The 17,878-nt window shown below is 67.9% G+C and carries 17 protein-coding genes; 13 read left to right on the forward strand and 4 right to left on the reverse strand.

What is annotated here, in order from left to right; translation table 11 throughout:
- Position 1 precedes the first annotated feature (1 nt).
- Genes ACSFA7_RS16190 through ACSFA7_RS16210 form a run of 5 tightly spaced genes read left to right on the forward strand, consistent with a single transcriptional unit; the run spans position 2 to position 4,730 of the window.
- Positions 2-994 carry a formamidase gene (locus ACSFA7_RS16190; RefSeq protein ID WP_435500322.1) on the forward strand — a complete coding sequence of 331 codons (993 nt, stop codon included), beginning with the start codon at positions 2-4 and terminating at the stop codon, positions 992-994.
- Positions 995-1,002: 8 nt separating this feature from the next.
- Entirely contained in the window at positions 1,003-1,689 is a 687-nt protein-coding gene (gene biuH / locus ACSFA7_RS16195) for a biuret amidohydrolase (protein WP_435500323.1), read from the forward strand.
- A 7-nt stretch (positions 1,690-1,696) separates the two neighbouring features.
- Positions 1,697-3,292 carry an ABC transporter ATP-binding protein gene (locus ACSFA7_RS16200; RefSeq protein ID WP_435500324.1) on the forward strand — a complete coding sequence of 532 codons (1,596 nt, stop codon included), beginning with the start codon at positions 1,697-1,699 and terminating at the stop codon, positions 3,290-3,292.
- Complete coding sequence (locus ACSFA7_RS16205; protein ID WP_435500325.1) at positions 3,283-3,954, forward strand: cysteine hydrolase family protein; 672 nt, start codon at positions 3,283-3,285, stop codon at positions 3,952-3,954. The genes ACSFA7_RS16200 and ACSFA7_RS16205 overlap by 10 nt, the downstream gene beginning before the upstream one ends.
- 29 nt (positions 3,955-3,983) lie before the next feature.
- Entirely contained in the window at positions 3,984-4,730 is a 747-nt protein-coding gene (locus tag ACSFA7_RS16210) for a GntR family transcriptional regulator (RefSeq protein ID WP_435500326.1), read from the forward strand.
- Positions 4,731-4,763: 33 nt separating this feature from the next.
- Here ACSFA7_RS16210 and ACSFA7_RS16215 read toward each other — a convergent pair whose 3' ends face one another.
- The 3 genes from ACSFA7_RS16215 to ACSFA7_RS16225 all read right to left on the reverse strand — a co-directional run bounded on the left by ACSFA7_RS16215 (position 4,764) and on the right by ACSFA7_RS16225 (position 8,821).
- The gene (locus ACSFA7_RS16215; RefSeq protein ID WP_435500327.1) at positions 4,764-6,371 is read right to left on the reverse strand and encodes a YncE family protein; all 1,608 of its coding nucleotides are present in this window, start codon (positions 6,369-6,371) and stop codon (positions 4,764-4,766) included.
- A gap of 203 nt (positions 6,372-6,574) precedes the next feature.
- Positions 6,575-7,537 (reverse strand): tripartite tricarboxylate transporter substrate binding protein, encoded by a 963-nt coding sequence (locus ACSFA7_RS16220; RefSeq protein ID WP_435500328.1) that lies wholly within the window; start codon positions 7,535-7,537, stop codon positions 6,575-6,577.
- 42 nt (positions 7,538-7,579) lie between these two features.
- Positions 7,580-8,821 carry a flavin-dependent oxidoreductase gene (locus ACSFA7_RS16225; RefSeq protein ID WP_435500329.1) on the reverse strand — a complete coding sequence of 414 codons (1,242 nt, stop codon included), beginning with the start codon at positions 8,819-8,821 and terminating at the stop codon, positions 7,580-7,582.
- A 97-nt stretch (positions 8,822-8,918) separates the two neighbouring features.
- Between ACSFA7_RS16225 and ACSFA7_RS16230 the strand changes: the two genes are divergently transcribed.
- Positions 8,919-9,827: a LysR family transcriptional regulator gene (locus ACSFA7_RS16230; protein WP_435500330.1), complete on the forward strand. Its 909-nt coding sequence runs from the start codon at positions 8,919-8,921 to the stop codon at positions 9,825-9,827.
- Here the strand turns inward: ACSFA7_RS16230 and ACSFA7_RS16235 are convergent.
- Positions 9,824-10,726 (reverse strand): LysR family transcriptional regulator, encoded by a 903-nt coding sequence (locus ACSFA7_RS16235; protein ID WP_206176704.1) that lies wholly within the window; start codon positions 10,724-10,726, stop codon positions 9,824-9,826. The two genes, ACSFA7_RS16230 and ACSFA7_RS16235, sit on opposite strands and share 4 nt — an antisense overlap.
- 137 nt (positions 10,727-10,863) lie before the next feature.
- Here ACSFA7_RS16235 and ACSFA7_RS16240 point away from each other — a divergent pair, with 137 nt between their 5' ends.
- Genes ACSFA7_RS16240 through ACSFA7_RS16270 form a run of 7 tightly spaced genes read left to right on the forward strand, consistent with a single transcriptional unit; the run spans position 10,864 to position 17,873 of the window.
- Positions 10,864-11,694: a cysteine hydrolase family protein gene (locus ACSFA7_RS16240; RefSeq protein WP_435500331.1), complete on the forward strand. Its 831-nt coding sequence runs from the start codon at positions 10,864-10,866 to the stop codon at positions 11,692-11,694.
- Between the two features lie 11 nt (positions 11,695-11,705).
- On the forward strand, positions 11,706-12,770 hold the full coding sequence (locus ACSFA7_RS16245; RefSeq protein ID WP_435500332.1) for an ABC transporter substrate-binding protein: 1,065 nt from the start codon (positions 11,706-11,708) through the stop codon (positions 12,768-12,770).
- 14 nt (positions 12,771-12,784) lie between these two features.
- Positions 12,785-13,576: an SDR family NAD(P)-dependent oxidoreductase gene (locus tag ACSFA7_RS16250; protein WP_435500333.1), complete on the forward strand. Its 792-nt coding sequence runs from the start codon at positions 12,785-12,787 to the stop codon at positions 13,574-13,576.
- A 10-nt stretch (positions 13,577-13,586) separates the two neighbouring features.
- Complete coding sequence (gene allB / locus ACSFA7_RS16255) at positions 13,587-15,056, forward strand: allantoinase AllB (protein WP_435500334.1); 1,470 nt, start codon at positions 13,587-13,589, stop codon at positions 15,054-15,056.
- A complete protein-coding gene (atzD, locus tag ACSFA7_RS16260; protein ID WP_435500335.1) occupies positions 15,053-16,201 on the forward strand; it encodes a cyanuric acid amidohydrolase in 1,149 nt (382 codons plus the stop codon). The genes allB and atzD overlap by 4 nt, the downstream gene beginning before the upstream one ends.
- Before the next feature lie 8 nt (positions 16,202-16,209).
- A complete protein-coding gene (locus tag ACSFA7_RS16265; protein WP_435500336.1) occupies positions 16,210-17,100 on the forward strand; it encodes an ABC transporter ATP-binding protein in 891 nt (296 codons plus the stop codon).
- Positions 17,097-17,873 (forward strand): ABC transporter permease, encoded by a 777-nt coding sequence (locus tag ACSFA7_RS16270; protein WP_435500337.1) that lies wholly within the window; start codon positions 17,097-17,099, stop codon positions 17,871-17,873. Before ACSFA7_RS16265 ends, ACSFA7_RS16270 begins: the two co-directional genes overlap by 4 nt.
- Positions 17,874-17,878: the final 5 nt, after the last annotated feature.

Below are 17,878 nucleotides of genomic sequence, written 5' to 3' on the forward strand. Positions count from 1 at the left end.
CATGAGCGGTCTGGGTGGCCTCAACAAATCGGCGCACGGCGTCGTCGTCGGCCTGGTGCAACTGCAGTTGCCGAACGTGAAGACGCCGGCCGACCTCGCTGCACAGACGCAGCGCATCTGCGAGATGGTGGGCAAGGCGCGCCGCAACCAGTCGACGATGGACCTCGTGGTGTTCCCCGAATACGCGCTGCACGGCCTCTCGATGGACACGAACCCCGAGATCATGTGCACGCTCGACGGCCCCGAGGTCGCGGCCTTCAAGCGCGCGTGTATCGAGCACCGCATCTGGGGCTGCTTCTCGATCATGGAAGCCAACCCGGGCGGCAATCCGTACAACAGCGGGCTCATCATCGACGACCAGGGCGCCATCAAGCTCTACTACCGCAAGCTGCACCCGTGGGTTCCGGTCGAGCCGTGGGAACCCGGCAACCTCGGCATTCCCGTGTGCGACGGCCCGAACGGCTGCAAGCTCTCGCTGATCATCTGCCACGACGGCATGTTCCCCGAGATGGCGCGCGAGGCCGCTTACAAGGGCGCCGACATCATCCTGCGCACGGCCGGCTACACCGCACCGATCCGCCACGCGTGGAAGATCACCAACCAGTCGAACGCCTTCTGCAACCTCGCCTACACCGCGAGCGTGTGCCTGTGCGGCAGCGACGGCAGCTTCGACTCGATGGGCGAGGGCATGTTCTGCAACTTCGACGGCACGGTGCTGGTCGAGGGCGGCGGGCGCGTCGACGAGATCATCACCGCCGAACTGCGGCCCGACCTCGTGCGCGAGGCGCGCACCGGCTGGGGCGTGGAGAACAACATCTACCAGCTCTACCACCGCGGCTATGTCGCAGTGAAGGGCGGCGCGCAGGACTGCCCCTACACCTACATGCACGACATGGCCGCCGGCATCTACAGGCTGCCGTGGAGCGCCGACGTGAAGGTGACCGACGGCACGAGCTGCGGCTTCTCGCCGCCGGAACGCAACTACCGAGGATGAGCACCGCCATGAAAACCGTCGCTTCCGAGCCCTATGCCTGGCCCTACAACGGGGACCTGCGCCCCGAAAACACCGCACTGATCGTCATCGACATGCAGACCGACTTCTGCGGCAAGGGCGGCTACGTCGACGTGATGGGCTACGACCTCGCGCTGGTGCAGGCACCTATCCAGCCGATCGCGCGAACGCTCGCCGCATTGAGGCCGCTGGGCTTTCACATCATCCACACGCGCGAAGGCCATCGCCCCGACCTTGCGGACCTGCCGGCCAACAAGCGCTGGCGCTCGCGGCAGATCGGCGCCAACGGCGTGGGCATCGGCGACGACGGCCCGTGCGGGCGCATCCTCGTTCGCGGCGAGCCGGGCTGGGAGCTCATCCCCGAACTCGCGCCGCTGCCCGGCGAGGTGGTGATCGACAAGCCCGGCAAGGGCTCGTTCTACGCCACCGACCTGGAGCTCATCCTGCGCACGCGCGGCATCGAGAACCTGATCCTCGCGGGCATCACCACCGACGTGTGCGTGCACACCACGATGCGCGATGCCAACGACCGCGGCTTCGAGTGCCTGTTGCTGTCGGACTGCACGGCCGCCACCGACCACGGCAACCATCTCGCTGCGCTGAAGATGATCACGATGCAGGGTGGCGTGTTCGGCGCGCACACCACCTCGAAGCAGCTGCTGGCCGCGCTGGGCTGATGCACAAATGAGCGCCGCTCCCCACGCCATCGGCGCACTGCCCGCAGGCAGCGGCGCACTCGCGCTCGATACCTACCAACTGACCAAGCGATTCGGCACCTTCACTGCGATGGACAAGGTGACCATGCGCGTCGAACCCGGCACGGTGCATGCGTTGCTCGGCGAGAACGGCGCGGGCAAGAGCACGTTGGTGAAGTGCGTCGCCGGCTTCCAGCGCGCGGAGGAGGGCAGCATCCTGATCGACGGGCGCGAGCAGGACATCGCCAACCCCATCGTCGCGCGCGCGCTGGGCATCGGCATGGTCTACCAGCACTTCACGCTGGCGCCGGGCATGACGGTGGCCGAGAACCTGCTGCTGGCCGGCGGCAAGACGCCCGCGTTGATCGACTGGAAAACGAAACGCGCGGAGCTGAAGGCGTTTCTCGCGACCACGCCCTTCAGTCTCGACCTCGATGTGCGGCCTTCGGAGCTTGCGGCGGGCGAGAAGCAGAAGCTCGAACTGCTCAAGCAGCTGTACCTCAAGCCGCGCCTCCTGATCCTCGACGAGCCCACCTCGGTGCTCACGCCGCAGGAGGCCGACGAGGTGCTGGGCCATGTGCGCGAGTTCGCGCGCAGCGGCCTGTGCACCGTGCTCATCATCACGCACAAGTTCCGCGAGGTGATGGCGTATGCGGACAGCGTGACGGTGCTGCGCAGGGGCAAGGCGGTGCATCACTGCCGCGTGGCGGACACGAGCCCGGCGCAACTGGCACAGGCCATGATGGGGGGCGAAGAGTCGGCGGTTTCCGCGCCGGCTTCATCGCCAGTTGCCAGGAAGCCCGTGGCCGATGCGGCGCCCGTTGCGTTGAAGGTCGAGGGCCTCAAGGCGCAAGGCGACCGCGGCACGCTCGCGCTGCATGATCTGAGCCTGTCCGTGCGGGCCGGCGAGATCCTCGGCGTGGCGGGCGTCTCCGGCAACGGACAGCGCGAACTGGTCGAGGCCCTGGTCGGGCAGCGTCCCCGGCTGGCCGGCCGCGTGACCGTGATGGGCCAGCCCTACAATGCGCGCCGCGCCGAGAACCGCAGCCTCAAGGTCCGCAGCCTGCCCGAAGAGCCGCTGCGCAACGCCTGCGTGGGCGACCTCAGCGTGGCCGAGAACATGGCACTGCGCGATTTCGACAGACCGCCGCTGTCGCGCGGCGGCGTGCTGAACTTCCCGTATTGGCGCAGCCGCGCACGCGAATGGATTGCCGAGTACGGCGTCAAGACGCAGGGCGAGGGCGCACCGATCCGCAGCCTCTCGGGCGGCAACGTGCAGCGCGCGGTGCTCGCGCGCGAACTGGCCGGCGACATCAACGTGTTGATCGCCGCGAACCCCGTGTTCGGCCTCGATTTCGCAGCCGTCGCGGAGATCCACGAACGCATCGTGCAGGTGCGCGAGAAGGGCGGGGCGGTGCTGCTGATCAGCGAAGACCTCGATGAACTGCTGGAGCTGGCCGACCGCATCGTCGTGATGAGCGAAGGGCAGATCGTGTTCGAGACCTCAGCTGCAGGTGCGGAGCGGCACGTGATCGGCGCACACATGGGTGGTGGACACCACGAGCCGGAGCCAGCATGCGCATAGAAGAAGCCAACCCCTTCGCCTACGAATTCGAGCTGGCGCGCACGGCGCTGATCCTCATCGACATGCAACGGGATTTCATCGAACCCGGCGGCTTCGGCGAAACGCTGGGCAACAACGTGTCGCTGCTCGAAGCGATCGTCCCTGCGACGGAAGCCGCACTGGCGGCGTGGCGCAAAGCTGGCGGCCTGGTGGTCCACACCCGCGAGGCGCACAAGGCGGACCTCTCGGACTGTCCGCCGGCCAAGCGCAACCGCGGCAACCCGACCCTGCGCATCGGCGACGAAGGCCCGATGGGCCGCATCCTCGTGGCCGGCGAACCCGGCAACCAGATCATCGATGCACTCGCGCCGGTCGACGGCGAGATCGTCATCGACAAGCCCGGCAAGGGCATGTTCCACTCGACCGGCCTGCATGAACTGCTGCAGCAGCGCGGCATCACGCACCTGCTGTTCGGCGGCGTCACCACCGAGGTCTGCGTGCAGACCAGCATGCGCGAAGCCAACGACCGCGGCTACGACGGCCTGCTGCTCGAGGACTGCACCGAGAGCTACTTCCCGGCCTTCAAGGCGGCGACGCTCGACATGATCCGCGCGCAGGGCGCCATCGTCGGCTGGACCGCGCCGAGCGCGGCGTTGCTCGCCGCGCTGAACCACGCGACATGAAGCCGGCGCCAGCGACTACCATCCCCCACGTGTCTACCGTCCGACCCCGCCCAGCTTCCGCCACTCCCGCGCCCGCAGCCGATACGGCCGTTTTTCGTACACGCGCCGACGAGGTCTACGCGCAGCTCAAGCGCGACGTGGCCGAGTTCATCCTCGTGCCCGGCGACCGCTTCACCGAGAACGAGATCAGCGACCGGCTCGGCGTGTCGCGCACGCCGGTGCGGCAGGCGCTGTTCCGGTTGCAGCAGGAGGGCTTCGTCGAGGTGCTGTTCCGCAGCGGCTGGCGCGTGCTGCCGTTCGACTTCGACCAGTTCGAGCAGCTCTACGACCTGCGCATGGTGCTGGAGACCACCGCGGTGCACCGCATCTGCGAAGCCGACCACCGGGTCGATCGCAGCCTGCTCGACACGCTGGCCGGCATCTGGCTCGTGCCGGTGGCCGAGCGCAGCACCGACACGGCGCAGGTCGCGCAGTGGGACGAAGCCTTTCACTGCTCGCTCGTGGCCGCCGCGGGCAATGCCGAGATGGCGCGCGTGCACAGCGACGTGACCGACCGCATCCGCATCATCCGCCGGCTCGACTTCACGCAGCAGCCGCGCATCGAAGCCACCTACGACGAGCACGCGAAGATCCTGAAGGCGATCCGCGCGAACCGGGGTGATCAGGCCGCGATGCTGCTGCGCGCGCACATCGAGACCAGCCAGGCGGAGGTGCGCAAGATCACGTTGCACCAGGTGCATCTGGCGCGGCATGCGGGGAAGACGGCGCCGCGCTGATGCATCGCACACGAAGGTGCGATGCCAAGGCGGTTACGGAGCGCCGAGAGGAATGAACGAAATCAGGGGATCGCTCGTCAGGCCGACGGCCATCATTCCGTCCGGTGTGACTACCAGTTGGCGGGAAAGAATGTTTTTCGCATAGCCTGCGAGCTTGAAGGACTTCAGCAAACGTCCATCGGGCGAATGGATCCAGAGGTCGGCGTTCGTGTACCAGTCGTCGATGCCGCATATCACGCGGCCATCGCTGGTGATCTCGATATTGTTGGGGAAGGAGTTTCCGCCGGGAAGGTCTGCAATCCAGGCCAGACTGACAGGATTAAGAGAGTAACAACGGGGGGGATTGGCCGATGCCACATAGAGCGCGGACCCATCTGCATTCATTGCGAGGTCCTGCCCGTTCGCCGAGGAGTTGGCGTTCCATTTCGTTGCGGTGGACGTTATCCGCAGCACCGCCCCTGGCGTGGCCGGATAGTCGACATCGAAGGCCATCACGGTGGCGGGGCTGAGACCCTCGTTCTGCGCGAAAAGCCGTCGGCCATCGGGCGAGGCGGCAAAAACCCAGGTGCCAGAGGAACTCGATGTCGGCAGGGTGGCGACATTCCGGCCATCCACATACGCATAGCCGTCGCCGACCAGAACGATGTCCTGGCCATTGGTACGGATCGCCAGCAAGCTCAGGGCCGAGTGGACATACCTTCCCGTCAGCGGCCAGGTCCCGGTCTTCGACGCAGTCGCCAGATCGATGACGGCGACGGTGTCGTTGCTTGTATCCCCCACGTAGAGCTTGCTGCCGTCGGGTGCAACGGTCATTTCCGCCAGGGTGGTTCCGACATCCGCGATGGTGCCGGCCTTCGTGCCGAGATGCGCGTTATAGATGTCGATGGACGTGCCGCCGTTGTGCGCGTAAACGTAGGGCCGGATCTTGTCGGCGACGACGTTGGTGTAGCCAGTGGGCAATGTAGTCACGGCGGTCAGTGCACTGCCGGAACGCCACAGGCCAACCTTGACGACCGCGGAGGTCACGTCCGGATCGGAGGTCTTCAGCGTGACCGTCGCATAGTTGATCGCATCCATCGTCGCCAGCTGGGGATTCGCGGTGAGCACCAGGCCCGCGCCCGGGCCGGTGCCGGTGGTTCCGCCGCTTGTCACGGAAAGCCAGGACGCGTTGGAGGTGGCGGTCCACGGCAAGGCGCCGCCACGGCTGTCGGTGACCCGCAGCGTTCTCGTGAGCGCCGCTCCGCCGGGTGCGCTTGCAAAGCCGATACCCCATTCGGAAGGAAGAAGCTGCCGCTTGAGTTTCAGTGCAGCCCGTGCCGCCAGGGAGGCTGGATCGACAGGCGGTCCCGACGAGGCGGTGCTGGCTACCAGGCCGCCCATCGTCTCGGAATCCGAAGCTTGCAGCGGAGCGGTTGCACCCGCACTGTTCGCTTCCTTGAAAGAGAAAGCCTTCGTGCTGTCCGGCGACTGCTCAGGTGGCACTTCGGGTGTGAGCCCGACCTTGGCCTGCTGGCCGTTCGTGCCGGCGGCACCTGCACCCGCAAGGCTGGAAAAACCTCCGGCGCCGCCGCCGTCCCCACTCCCACCACATGCAGCCAGCGCCAGACAAAAGCCAACGATGGCTGTGAATTTCAGCGTCATGTCCCTCTTCCCTCGTCATCTCTCTCGCTCGGAGCCGTACAGCGATGCGATGCATGGCGCATGCACGGCAGTTAATACTTATTGCCAAAAGTATCGCAGCTTCGAGAGATGGATGTCGTGACTGTTGGGTGACGGGCGACGTGTTCGTGAGCCGCGTGACCCAGTGCGACGCGGCGGTGACAGGGGAACAGGGGCAGCTGCGTTCAGTCCGCGGTGATGTTCCCTCGCTTGACCACCGTCGCCCAGCGATCCGCATCCTTCTTCACCAGCGCCCCGAACTCCCCCGGCGTCGAACCCGCTGGCACCATGCCCTGCGACTCGAACGACTTCGCCACCTCGGGTTGCTTCAGCACCGCCGCGATCTCCTTGTTGAGCCGCGCCACCACGTCGGGCGGCGTGCCCTTGGGCGCGAGCACGCCGTACCACATGTCCACGTTGTCGGCGGTTACGCCGGCCTCGGCGAGCGTCGGCACGTCGGGCAACTGCGGCAGTCGCTTGCTGCTGCCGGTGGCGATGGCCTTGAGCTTGCCGACCTGGATGTGCTGCAGCGCCACGTGCACCGGCAGGAACATGTAGTCGATGCGCCCACCCAGGAGGTCGGTCACCGCGCCGGCCGTGCCTTTGTACGGCACGTGCAGCAGGTCGGTGCCGGTGCCCTGCATCAGGAGCGCCATCGACAGGTGGTGCGGCGTGCCCACGCCCGGCGTGGCGTAGGTCAGTTTGGCGGGCTCGGCCTTGGCCACGCTCACCATCTGCGCGACCGACGTCGCCTTCTGCACATTGGGGTTGGTTACCAGCAGCAGCGTGCCCCACGAGGTGAGCGATACCGGCGCGAAGTCGGCCACGGGGTCGTAGCTCAGCGACTTGTAGAGGCTGCGGTTCATCACCAGCGTGTTGACCTGCACCATCAGCGTGTAGCCGTCGGGCTTGGCGCGCGCGACCTTTTCGCTGCCGATGTTGCCGCTGGCGCCGGCGAGGTTCTCCACGATCACGGGCTGGCCCAGCAGCGCGGGCAGGCGGGCCGAGAGCTGGCGTGCGACGAGGTCGATGCCGGTGCCCGGCGTGTAGGGCACGACGAGCGTGATCGGCTGGTCGGGCCAGGCGTGGGCCGCGGCGGCGCTTGCTGCAACGAGCAGGGTGGTGAGGGTCTTGGCAATGAATCGCATGGGTTGTCTCCGTCTTGTTCGTTCTGTGGAGGAAGTGCCGGCTCAGAGGTACGAGGCGCGCGCCTTCAGCGCCACCGGGTCGTAGCCGGCTACGCGCTTGTAGTTGTCCGAGATGGCCTGCAGCTCGGCCTGGCTCACCACGTCCTCGATCTGCCCGAAGCGCTGGCCGCCCGAGCGCTCGAACACCTCGCGCAGGATCGCGTCGGGCGGGTTGCTGCGGTTGGTCAGCACGACGTTGGTGGTGGCCTTCACGCGTACGCGGTCGTAGTCTTCCAGCGCCGCGGTGCCCACGCCCAGGTCCTTGAGCGCGCCCGCGAGAAAGCGCGCATCGATGATCGCCTGCCCCGCGCCGTTGGAGCCGCGCGGCACCATCGGGTGCGCGGCGTCGCCCAAGAGCGTGAGGCGGCCGTGCGTCCAGCGCGGCAGCGGGTCCTGGTCGACCATCGGGTACTCCAGGATGGTGTCCGAGGCGCGGATCAGCGCGGGCACGTCGAGCCAGTCGAAGTGCCAGTCGGCGAAGGCGGGAAGAAAGTCCTCGAGCCGGCCGGCGCGGCTCCAGTCGCGCATTGCGGGCTGCGGCGCGTGGATCTCGGCGACCCAGTTCACGAGCTGGTGGCCTTCGGCATCGATGTCGTTGCGGATCGGATAGATCACCATCTTGCCGACCGCGAGCCAGCCCGCGCGCACCATGCTCGCGCCCGAGAGAAAGGGCTTCCATCGCGCGGTGCCGCGCCACATGTTTACGCCCGAATAGCGCGGCGCGCCTTCGTTGGGATAGAGCTGCTTGCGCAATGCGGAGTGGATGCCGTCGCAGCCGATGGCCACCGCGCCGTGCACGGCGGGCGCATCGGCGAAGTGCACGGTGACGCCACCCGCGTGCTGCGTCACGCCGGTGCAGCGGTGGTTGCAGACCACGCTGTCCGCGCCGAGGCGCTTGAGCGTTTCTTCGAGCAGCACCGTCTGCAGATCGCCGCGATGGATCGAGAACTGCGGCCAGTCGTAGCCCGCGTGCTCGCCCGCGGCTTCCTGGAAGATCAGCTGGCCGTGTTCGGTGAAGAAGATCGACTCCTTCGTGCGCACGCCCACCTTGTCCAGTTGCGGCAGCAGGCCGAGTTCGGTCAGCTCGCGCACCGCATGAGGCAGCAGGTTCACGCCCACGCCCAGGGGCTTGAGCTCGGGCACCGCCTCGTACACGCGGCACGGAATGCCGGCCTGGTGCAGGCTCAGCGCGAGGGTCAGGCCGCCGATGCCGGCGCCCAGGATGATCACTTGCTTGTCGTTCATGGCTCTTGAAAGGCTTCCGTTTGTCTCGGGTCGTATTGGGAACGGAAGTTCGCCATTTGTGAAATTTAGATATGCTATGGATTTATCATGAATCCTTATGAACCTCTCGACCCGCCAGATGCGCGCCTTCCTGCAGGTGGCGCGCCTCGGCAACTTCACGCGCGCGGCCGAGCAGGCGCACATCACGCAGGCGGGGCTGAGCATCCTGATCCGCGAGATGGAAAAGCAGCTGGGCTGCCGGCTCTTCGACCGCACGACGCGCGTGGTGAGCCTCACACCATCGGGCCGGCGGCTGCTGCCGGTGGTGGAACGGCTCGTCACCGACCTCGACGACGTGGCCGCGCAGCTCGGCGCCGAGGGCGACGAGGCACGCCAGACCTTGCGCATCGCGGCTACGCCGCTGGTGTCCTCGCACCTGCTTCCGCAGGTGTTCACCACATTCCGCCAGGCGCATCCGCAAGTGAGCCTGCGCCTCTTCGATGCGGACCTGCGCGACGTGGAAGCGATGGTTGCGGCCGGCGATGCCGACATGGGGCTCGGCTTCTTCTTCAAGGCCGCGGCGGGCCTGGCGCGCACGCCGGTCGGGCGCTTTCACCTGATGCGCGTGGCGTCGTCTCCAGAAGACGATGAAGCTCTGGCCGTCGGCACCGCGCCCTGGTCCGCGCTGCGCACCGCCGAACTCATCGGCCTGCCCCCGGGCAACCCGATCCAGAAGGTGATCGACCAGCACTTGGTGGCCACCATCGGCCGCGCCGACGCGCAGCGGCCCACCTTCAATTTCTTCGGCACGCTGATCTCGATGGTCGAGGCCGGCTTCGGGACTGCCGTGATGCCGACCTTCGCGCTCGCGGCCTGCCGCCGTCACCGCGTGCGCACCGACGTGCTGGTCAAGCCGAAGGTGGGGCTGGATTTCTACCGCATCGCCAAGCGCGGTGCGCACGAGACCGAGGCGATGCAGGCTTTCGTCGCGACGCTGGAGAAAGCACTGCCCGCGCTCTCGCGTTAGTCCGCTCCGGAAGGCTCGGTGAGCCGCTTGCGCAGGAACTCCGCGAAGGCATAGGCGATCACCGGCAACTGCCGTCCGCGCAGGCTGGCCAGCACCAGTTCGCCGCGCGGAAAGCCGCGGTCCTCGATGTCGCGGGCCACGATGTTGGGGTCTTCGGTCCGGGTACCGATGGCCATCTGGAACGAGATCGACTGGCCGTCGTACAGGCAGCCGCGCAGGAACTCGAAGCTGTTGCTCTCCACCATGGCCCGGATCGAGGTGGAGCTGCGCGCGAGAAAGCGCTCGAGCAGCTGGCGTCCGCCCGTGTCGCGGTTCGGCAGCACGACCGGGTAGTCGGCGCAGTCGCGCAGGCGCAGGGCCTTCGCCTTGGCCAGCGGATGGCGCCTGTGCATGATCGCCATGAGCTTCTGCTCGACCGCGCACACGCGCTCGATGTCGGCCTCCGGCGCGAGGTTGAACACCAGCGCGAGATCGGTCTCGAAGCTGCGCAGCGCGCCGGCGGCCTGCACGTGATCGCCGATGCGCGCATCGAAAGCCACCAGCGGATGCGTCTGGCCGAAGTCGTTGATGGCGGCCGGCAGGAAGCGCGGCGCGAGCGCCTGGCTCGCCACCAGCCGCACCGAGCCGCGCCGCAAGCCCTGCAGCTCCTCGATCTCGGAGCGCACGCGGTCCAGCTCCGACGCGCGCCCCCGGATGTAGCGCACGAACAGCTCGCCCGCCGCGGTGAGCCGCATGCCGCGCGGCAATCGCTCGAAGAGCGGCGTGCCCAGTTCCTCCTCGAGGTCCTGGATGCGGCGGTTGACGGCGGAGGGCGCGACGTGCAGGCGCTCGGCCGCCTGGCGGATCGAGCCGGCCCGGGCGACCTCGTCTGCATAGCGCAGGAAGCGAAGGTGGTTCATGCCTCAACCGTTGCACGAAGCGCGCCAGAAACACGCGTGGCCGTCACCGCAACCGTTGCCGCAACGGCAACGCACAGCACGCGAATCGGTACGGATGAGGCGCACCTTTTGGCACGGCCGCTGCATGCCTTTGCGGCATGACACGCCGAACCACACCTTCGCGCACCAATGCAGCGCAAGCGCCCGCCCGCTTCGGGCCGGCGCCCCACAACGCCTGGACGCTGGACGCCGGCCGGATCAGTCTGGTGCGTGTGCCCCAGCGGCCGCGGCCCGTGCAGATGCCGGCCGAGCCGCAACCGATCGAGTTCGACCTCGCGCGCAGCGTGCTCGTCGTGGTCGATATGCAGAACGACTTCTGCCACCCCGAGGGCTGGTTCGCGCAGAAGGGCATCGGCATCCGTGCGGCGCGCAAACCGATCGCGGCCATCGCCCGGCTGTTGCCGGCGTGGCGCGCGGCCGGCGGCACCGTGGTGTGGCTCAACTGGGGCATCCGCGCGGACCGCCTCAACCTGTCGCCCACGGTGCAATTCAAGGGCAAGCGCAGTGCCGACGGCGTCGGCTATGCGGAGCATTCGCCCATCGACCACGGCCCCTCGCTGGTGCAGGGCGAGTGGGGCGCACAGGTGATCGACGAGCTGGCCGTCGAGCCCGGCGACATCACCGTCCACAAGCACCGCCTGAGCGGCTTCTGGGACAACGAGCTCGACAGCGTGTTGCGCCAGCAAGGCATCACCACGCTGCTGTTCGCGGGCATCAACACCGACCGTTGCGTGTTTTCGACGCTGCAGGACGCGAACTTCCTCGGCTACGACTGCGTGCTGCTGAAGGACGCGTGCGGCACCCCGTCGCCCGCGTATGTCACGCGCGGCATTCATTTCATCGTGCAGCAGCTGCACGGGTTCGTGGCGACCGCCGAGTCGCTGCTTGCTTCGCTCTCTTCTTTTTCCTCTCCCTCCAAGAAACGCTAGGAGTCCTTCGCATGCCGCTGTCTTTCTTCTCCAGCCCGCGCCTCGTGCGCTCGCTCGCTTCGCTGGACGCCGCCGCCGGTCTGGCCCTGGCGGCCACTTGCGTCGCCGCTCAGGTGCCCGTCAAGCTCGTGCTCAACTGGAAGTACGAAGGCCCGCAGGCCTGGTTCTTCGTGGCTCAGGACAAGGGCTACTTCAAGGCCGAGGGCCTGGACGTCCAGATCGACCAGGGCGAAGGCTCCGCCGCCTCGATTCCCAAGGTCGCGGCCGGGGCCTACCAGGCGGGCTTCGGCGACCTCAACGCGCTGATCGACCTGGCATCGAAGCGCCCGGCCGACGCGCCGGTGGCGGTCTACATGATCTACAACACGCCACCCTTCACGCTCGTGGTGAAGCAGGACAGCCCCATCAAGGCGCCCAAGGACCTGGAAGGCAAGACCATCGGCGGCCCCGCCAACGACGGCGCGCTGAAGCTGTTCCCGGCCTTCGCCAAGCTTGCCAAGGTCGACGCCGCCAAGGTGACCATCACCAACATGGCGCCCAACCTGCGCGAGCAGATGCTCACCCGCGGGCAGATCGACGCCGCCTTCGGCTACGTGACCACCGTGAGCTTCAGCGCCAAGGCGATGGGGCTCGATCCGGCCAAGGACCTGCGCTTCATCCGCTATGGCGACCACGGCATGGACCTGTACTCCAACGCCGTGTTCTTCTCGCGCGCCTTCGCCAAGTCGAACCCCAAGGCGGTACAAGGCTTCGTGAAGGCGCTGAACCGGGCGGTGAAGGAAGTCATCGCCGACCCGGACATGGGCATCGACCACGTCATGAAGCGCGAGCCGCTGCTCAAGCGCGAGGTCGAAAAAGAAAAGCTGTTCGCCACGCTGCGCAACGACATGAGCCACCCCGAAGTGGCCCGCATCGGCCTGGGCGACGTGGACGACGCGCGGCTGAAGAAGTCCATCGACATCGTGGTGGACGCCAACCAGCTGCCGCGCACGCCGGCACCGGCCGAGGTGTTCGACCGCAGCTTCCTGCCCGCACGCGCCGAGCGCCCCTCCAAGACATTGAACGAATCGAACTGAAAGCGAGAAACGAGATGGACCTGCAACTCAAAGACAAGGTGGCGCTCATCACCGGCCCGGCCAAGGGCATGGGACGCGCCGTGACGCTGGCCTTCGCGCGCGAAGGCGCGAAGCTCGTGCTGGCCGGGCGCGACACCGGCGCCATCGAACCCGTGGCCACCGAAGCCCGCGCGCTCGGCGTGCAAGCCGTGGTGGTGCCCTGCGACCTGACCGCAGGCGCGCAGACCGAGGCCTTGGCCGCACATGCGCTGGAGGCCTTCGGCCGCATCGACGTGCTGGTGAACGTGGCCGGCGGCTCGGGGCCCATCGGCAAGACCGGCTGGGAAACCACCACGGCGGAGTTCGACGAGATCGTGCAGCTCAACATGACCGGCTGCTTCAACACCATGCGCGCCGTGTTGCCCTCGATGATCGAACGCAGGAGCGGCAAGGTGGTGAACGTGGGCGGCACCTTCGGCATGCGCGGGCGCGCCGGCCGCATGGCGTACTCGGCTTCCAAGTGGGGCCTGCGCGGCATCACCAAGAGCTTTGCGCTGGAGGCCGGACCGTACGGCATCAACGTGAACTGCGTGGCGCCCGGCATGGTCGACGGGCCGCGCTTTCGCGAGAAGGTGTGCGCCAACATGGCCGAGAAGCTGGGCATCACGCTGGAAGAAGCGATGACGCGGCACGCGGCCGACTACGCGCTGCGCCGCGTCTCCACCGATGCGGACGTGGCCAACGCCTGCCTCTTCATGGCGAGCGACGTGTCGCGCCAGATCACCGGTGTCGACCTGCCCGTCGATGGCGGCTGGGCGATGCTCTGAGGAGGCCGCGATGAAAGAAATCGACCTCGTCATTCGCGGCGCGCGCGTCGTTTCCGCGGACCAGATCATCGAAGCCAGCGTGGCCATCGCCGGCGAGCACATCGTGGCCGTCGGCCATGACGACACCATGCCCCCCGCGCGAGAGGAGATGCGCGCCGACGGGCTGTACCTGCTGCCGGGCGCCATCGACAGCCACGTGCACTTTCGCGATCCGGGCTACCCGAACAAGGAAACCTGGAAGACCGGCTCGGCCGCTGCCGCCATGGGCGGCGTGACCACCGTGTTCGAGATGCCCAACACCAACCCGTCGACCGGCACCGTCGAGGCGCTGCGCATCAAGCAGAAGGCGGCCGAGTCGTCGTACTGCGACTTCGGCATCCACGGCCTGCTGGGCGACGACACGGTTGATCGGCTCGAGGAACTGCTCGATGCGGGCGTCACCAGCTTCAAGGCCTTCGTCGGCAACACCTTCGGCAACCTGCCTGCGCCCACCGACGGTGCGCTGCTCGAAGGGTTCGAGACGCTCGCGCCGCTGGGTATCCGCACGGTGGTGCATGCGGAGAACTCGTCGATCCTGCAGCGCCGCCAGAAGAAGATGCAGGCGGCCGGCCGCATCGATGCCATGGCCCACCTGGCCGCGCGGCCGGCAGTGGCCGAGATCGAGGCCATCGGCCGCGTGCTCACGCTGGCCGAATGGACCGGCGCGCGTGTGCACATCGCGCACCACAGCGCGGCCGATTCGCTCTTCCTGCTACGCGAGGCCAAGCGCCGCGGCGTCGACGTGACGGCCGAGACCTGCCCGCAGTACCTGCTGCTGAACACCGGCCACATGCTCAAGCTGGGTGGCGTGATGCGGCTCAACCCGCCGATCCGCGAGGCACGCCACAACCAGCCGCTGTGGGACGCGCTGCTCGACGGCACGCTCGACATGATCGCCACCGACCACGCGCCGCACACGCCAGAGGAGAAAACCCGCGAGAGCATCTGGGACTGCGACTGCGGCTTTCCGGGCGTCGAAACCCAGATGCCGCTGATGCTGACCGAGGTGAATCGCGCGCGCGCCACCCTGATGGACTACGTGCGCTGGAGCGCGGTGAACCCGGCCAAGGCCTGGGGCCTGTACGGCACCAAGGGCGTGATCGCACCCGGCGCGCACGCCGACATCGCGATCGTCGACATGCAGCGGTCGGGCACGCTGTCGCAGAACAAGCTGCAGAGCATCAGCAAGATCTCGCCGTGGAACGGCCGCGCGGTGCAGGGCTACCCGCTGCACACGCTGCTGCGCGGGCGCTTCGTGATGCGCGAGGGCAAGCTGGTGACCGATGCGGTCGGTTGGGGGCGGTCGGTGAAGGGCGTGCAGAAAATGCCCGCTCCCAAGCCGCGCAACACCGAGCACTACAGCAGCGCGATCCTGCAGCCGCCGCTCGGCGTGCCCGCGACGGCCGTACCGGTCGGCGCTGTGGACTGGGACGCGGCATGAGCACCGCACGCGTGCAGCAGGTGCAGGTCTGGCGCATTCCGTGCAGCGGGCCGGGCGACCTGGGTGGCGTGAAGGCGCTGATCGATGCGGGCGAGATCGTCGCGGCCGACATCGTGGCGGTGATGGGCAAGACCGAAGGCAACGGCTGCGTCAACGACTTCACGCGCGAGTACGCATCGACGGCGTGGTGCCATCTGCTCGCCCCCGCGCTTGGCTGCACGCCCGAAGCGGTGCACGGGCGCGTGGCGCTGGTGATGTCGGGCGGCACCGAAGGTGTGCTGTCGCCGCACTTCACCGTGTTCGCGCGGCGCTGGGTGTCCGGTGCGCCTGCAGGCGGGGGCAAGCGCCTGGTGGTCGGCATCGCGCAGACGCGCGACTTCCTGCCGGAAGAAATGGGCCGCGCCGCGCAGATCGACGCCACCGCCGAAGCCGTTGCCGAGGCCATGCGCGATGCCGGCATCCGCAGCGCGGACGACGTGCACTTCGTGCAGGTCAAGTGTCCGCTGCTCACGTCGGGCAAGGTGTCGGCTGCGCTGGCGCGCGGCGCCTCGCCGGTCACCCACGACAGCTACGAGTCGATGGGTTATTCGCGCGGCGCATCGGCGCTCGGCGTGGCGGTGGCGCTGGGCGAGGTCGCACGGGAAGAGGTCGGCGACGCGAGCGTGATGAGCGACTGGCGGCTGTTCTCCGCGCGCGCCTCGGCGTCGGCCGGCATCGAGCTGGAGGGCAACGTCGTCATCGTGCTCGGCGAGGCGGAGGGCAGTGCGTCGGCGCTTCGCATCGCCCATGCGGTGATGCGCGATGCGATCGACGCCGCGAGCGTGCGCGCGTTGCTGCGCGATGCCTTCGGCCTCGATGCGGAACAGGATGCACAGGCGCTGTCCGCGCGCCTCGTGAACCTGCTCGCGAAGGCCGAGGCCAGCCCCGACGGCCGCGTGCGCGAGGCCCGCCACACGATGCTCAACGACTCCGACGTCCACTCGACCCGCCATGCGCGCGCCGTGGTGGGCGGCGTGCTGGCTTCGGTGGCCGGCCACACCGCGCTGTATGTGTCCGGCGGCGCCGAGCACCAGGGGCCCGCGGGCGGCGGGCCGGTGGCCGCGATCCTGCGGATGGACGACGACACGGCTTTTTCTTCTTCTTGAAAGACCTCATGGGCAACGCATTCATCCAACTGTCCGACGTGATGCTGCGCTACGGCGGCGGCACCATCGCCCTGGACCACACGACGCTGGACATCGACAAGGGCGACTTCGTCGCGCTCGTGGGCCCGAGCGGCTGCGGCAAGTCGACCATCCTGAAGCTGGTGGCGGGCCTGCTGCGGCCGAGCGCGGGTGCGGTGATCGCCGGTGGGCGCGAGGTGGGCGCGGCGGGCACCGTGGTTGCGGCGGGCGCGCATGCGTCGGCGGCGCCGCGTCTTCGCATCGGCCTGGCCTTCCAGAACCCGACCATGCTGCCGTGGCTCACGATCCGCGAGAACGTGATGATCCCGCTGAAGATCGTCGAACCCTTCCGGCAGCACTATCGCAGCAAGAAGCGCGGCGAATACGCCGAGCGCGCCGACGCGTTGCTCGCGCAGGTGGGCCTCAAGGGCTTCGGCGACAAGCGGCCGTGGCAGCTGTCGGGCGGCATGCTGCAGCGCGCCTCGCTGTGTCGGGCGCTGGTGCACGAGCCCGAGCTGCTGCTGCTCGACGAGCCCTTCGGCGCGCTCGACCAGTTCACGCGCGAAGAGCTGTGGGACATCATGCAGACGCTGTGGATCGCCAAGCGGCCGACCGTGCTGCTGGTGACGCACGACCTGCGCGAATCCGCCTACCTGGCCAACCGCATCTGCGTGATGAGCGCGCGGCCGGGGCGCATTCTCGAAACGCGCGACGTGGGCTTCGCGCGGCCGCGCACGCTGGAGAGCAGCTACGCGCCCGAGTTCGCGAGCCTGGTGCAGCAGCTGCGCATGCGCATTGCCGAGGCGCGCCGCGAGAGCGATGCAGGTCCTGTGGCGCCGGCACATGCTCAGACGCGCTCGCTCGAAGAGGTGGCCGCATGATCGCGCCGCTCACCCGACAGCGCCTGCTGTCCGCGGGCGCACTGGTCGGCTTCTTCGTGCTGTGGGAGGTGGTGTGCCTGGCCTTCGGCGTGTCCGACCTGATCCTGCCGCGTCCGAGCCAGATCGCGCTGGTGCTCGTGCAGAAGATGCCGCTCCTGTGGCCGCACACCGTGCAGACGCTCTACACCACGCTGGCCGGCTTCGTGCTGGGGGTAGGCGCGGGCATCGTCATCGGCGTGGTGATCGGCTCGTCGAAGCTGGCCTACGACGTGACCTATCCGCTGCTGGTGGGTTTCTCCAGCATTCCGAAGGTGGCGGTGGTGCCGCTCTTCGTGGTGTGGTTCGGCGCGGGCACCGTGCCGGCGATCCTGACCTCGATGGTGATCAGCGTCTTCCCGGTGGTGGTGAACGTGGCCACCGGCCTCGCGAGCACCGAGCCCGAGCTGGAAGACGTGTTGCGCGTGCTCGGCGCGAGGAAGCGCGACATCCTGTGGAACGTGGGGCTGCCGCGCGCGCTGCCTTATCTTTTCGCCTCGCTCAAGATCGCGATCACGCTCGCTTTCGTGGGCACCGTGCTGAGCGAGACGGTTGCGGCCAACCAGGGCATCGGCACGGTGATGATGATTGCCAGCGGCAACTTCGACGTGCCGATGGTGTTCGCCGGGCTCTTCCTGCTCGCGGCGATGGGCGTGGCGCTGTATGCCATCTCTTCGCTGGTCGAGCGGCGCACGACGGGCTGGGCCCAGCGCAAGACCGACATGGCGATGGCATGAACGTC

The sequence above is a fragment of the Variovorax trehalosi genome (assembly GCF_051216415.1).
GTDB lineage: Bacteria > Pseudomonadota > Gammaproteobacteria > Burkholderiales > Burkholderiaceae_C > Variovorax.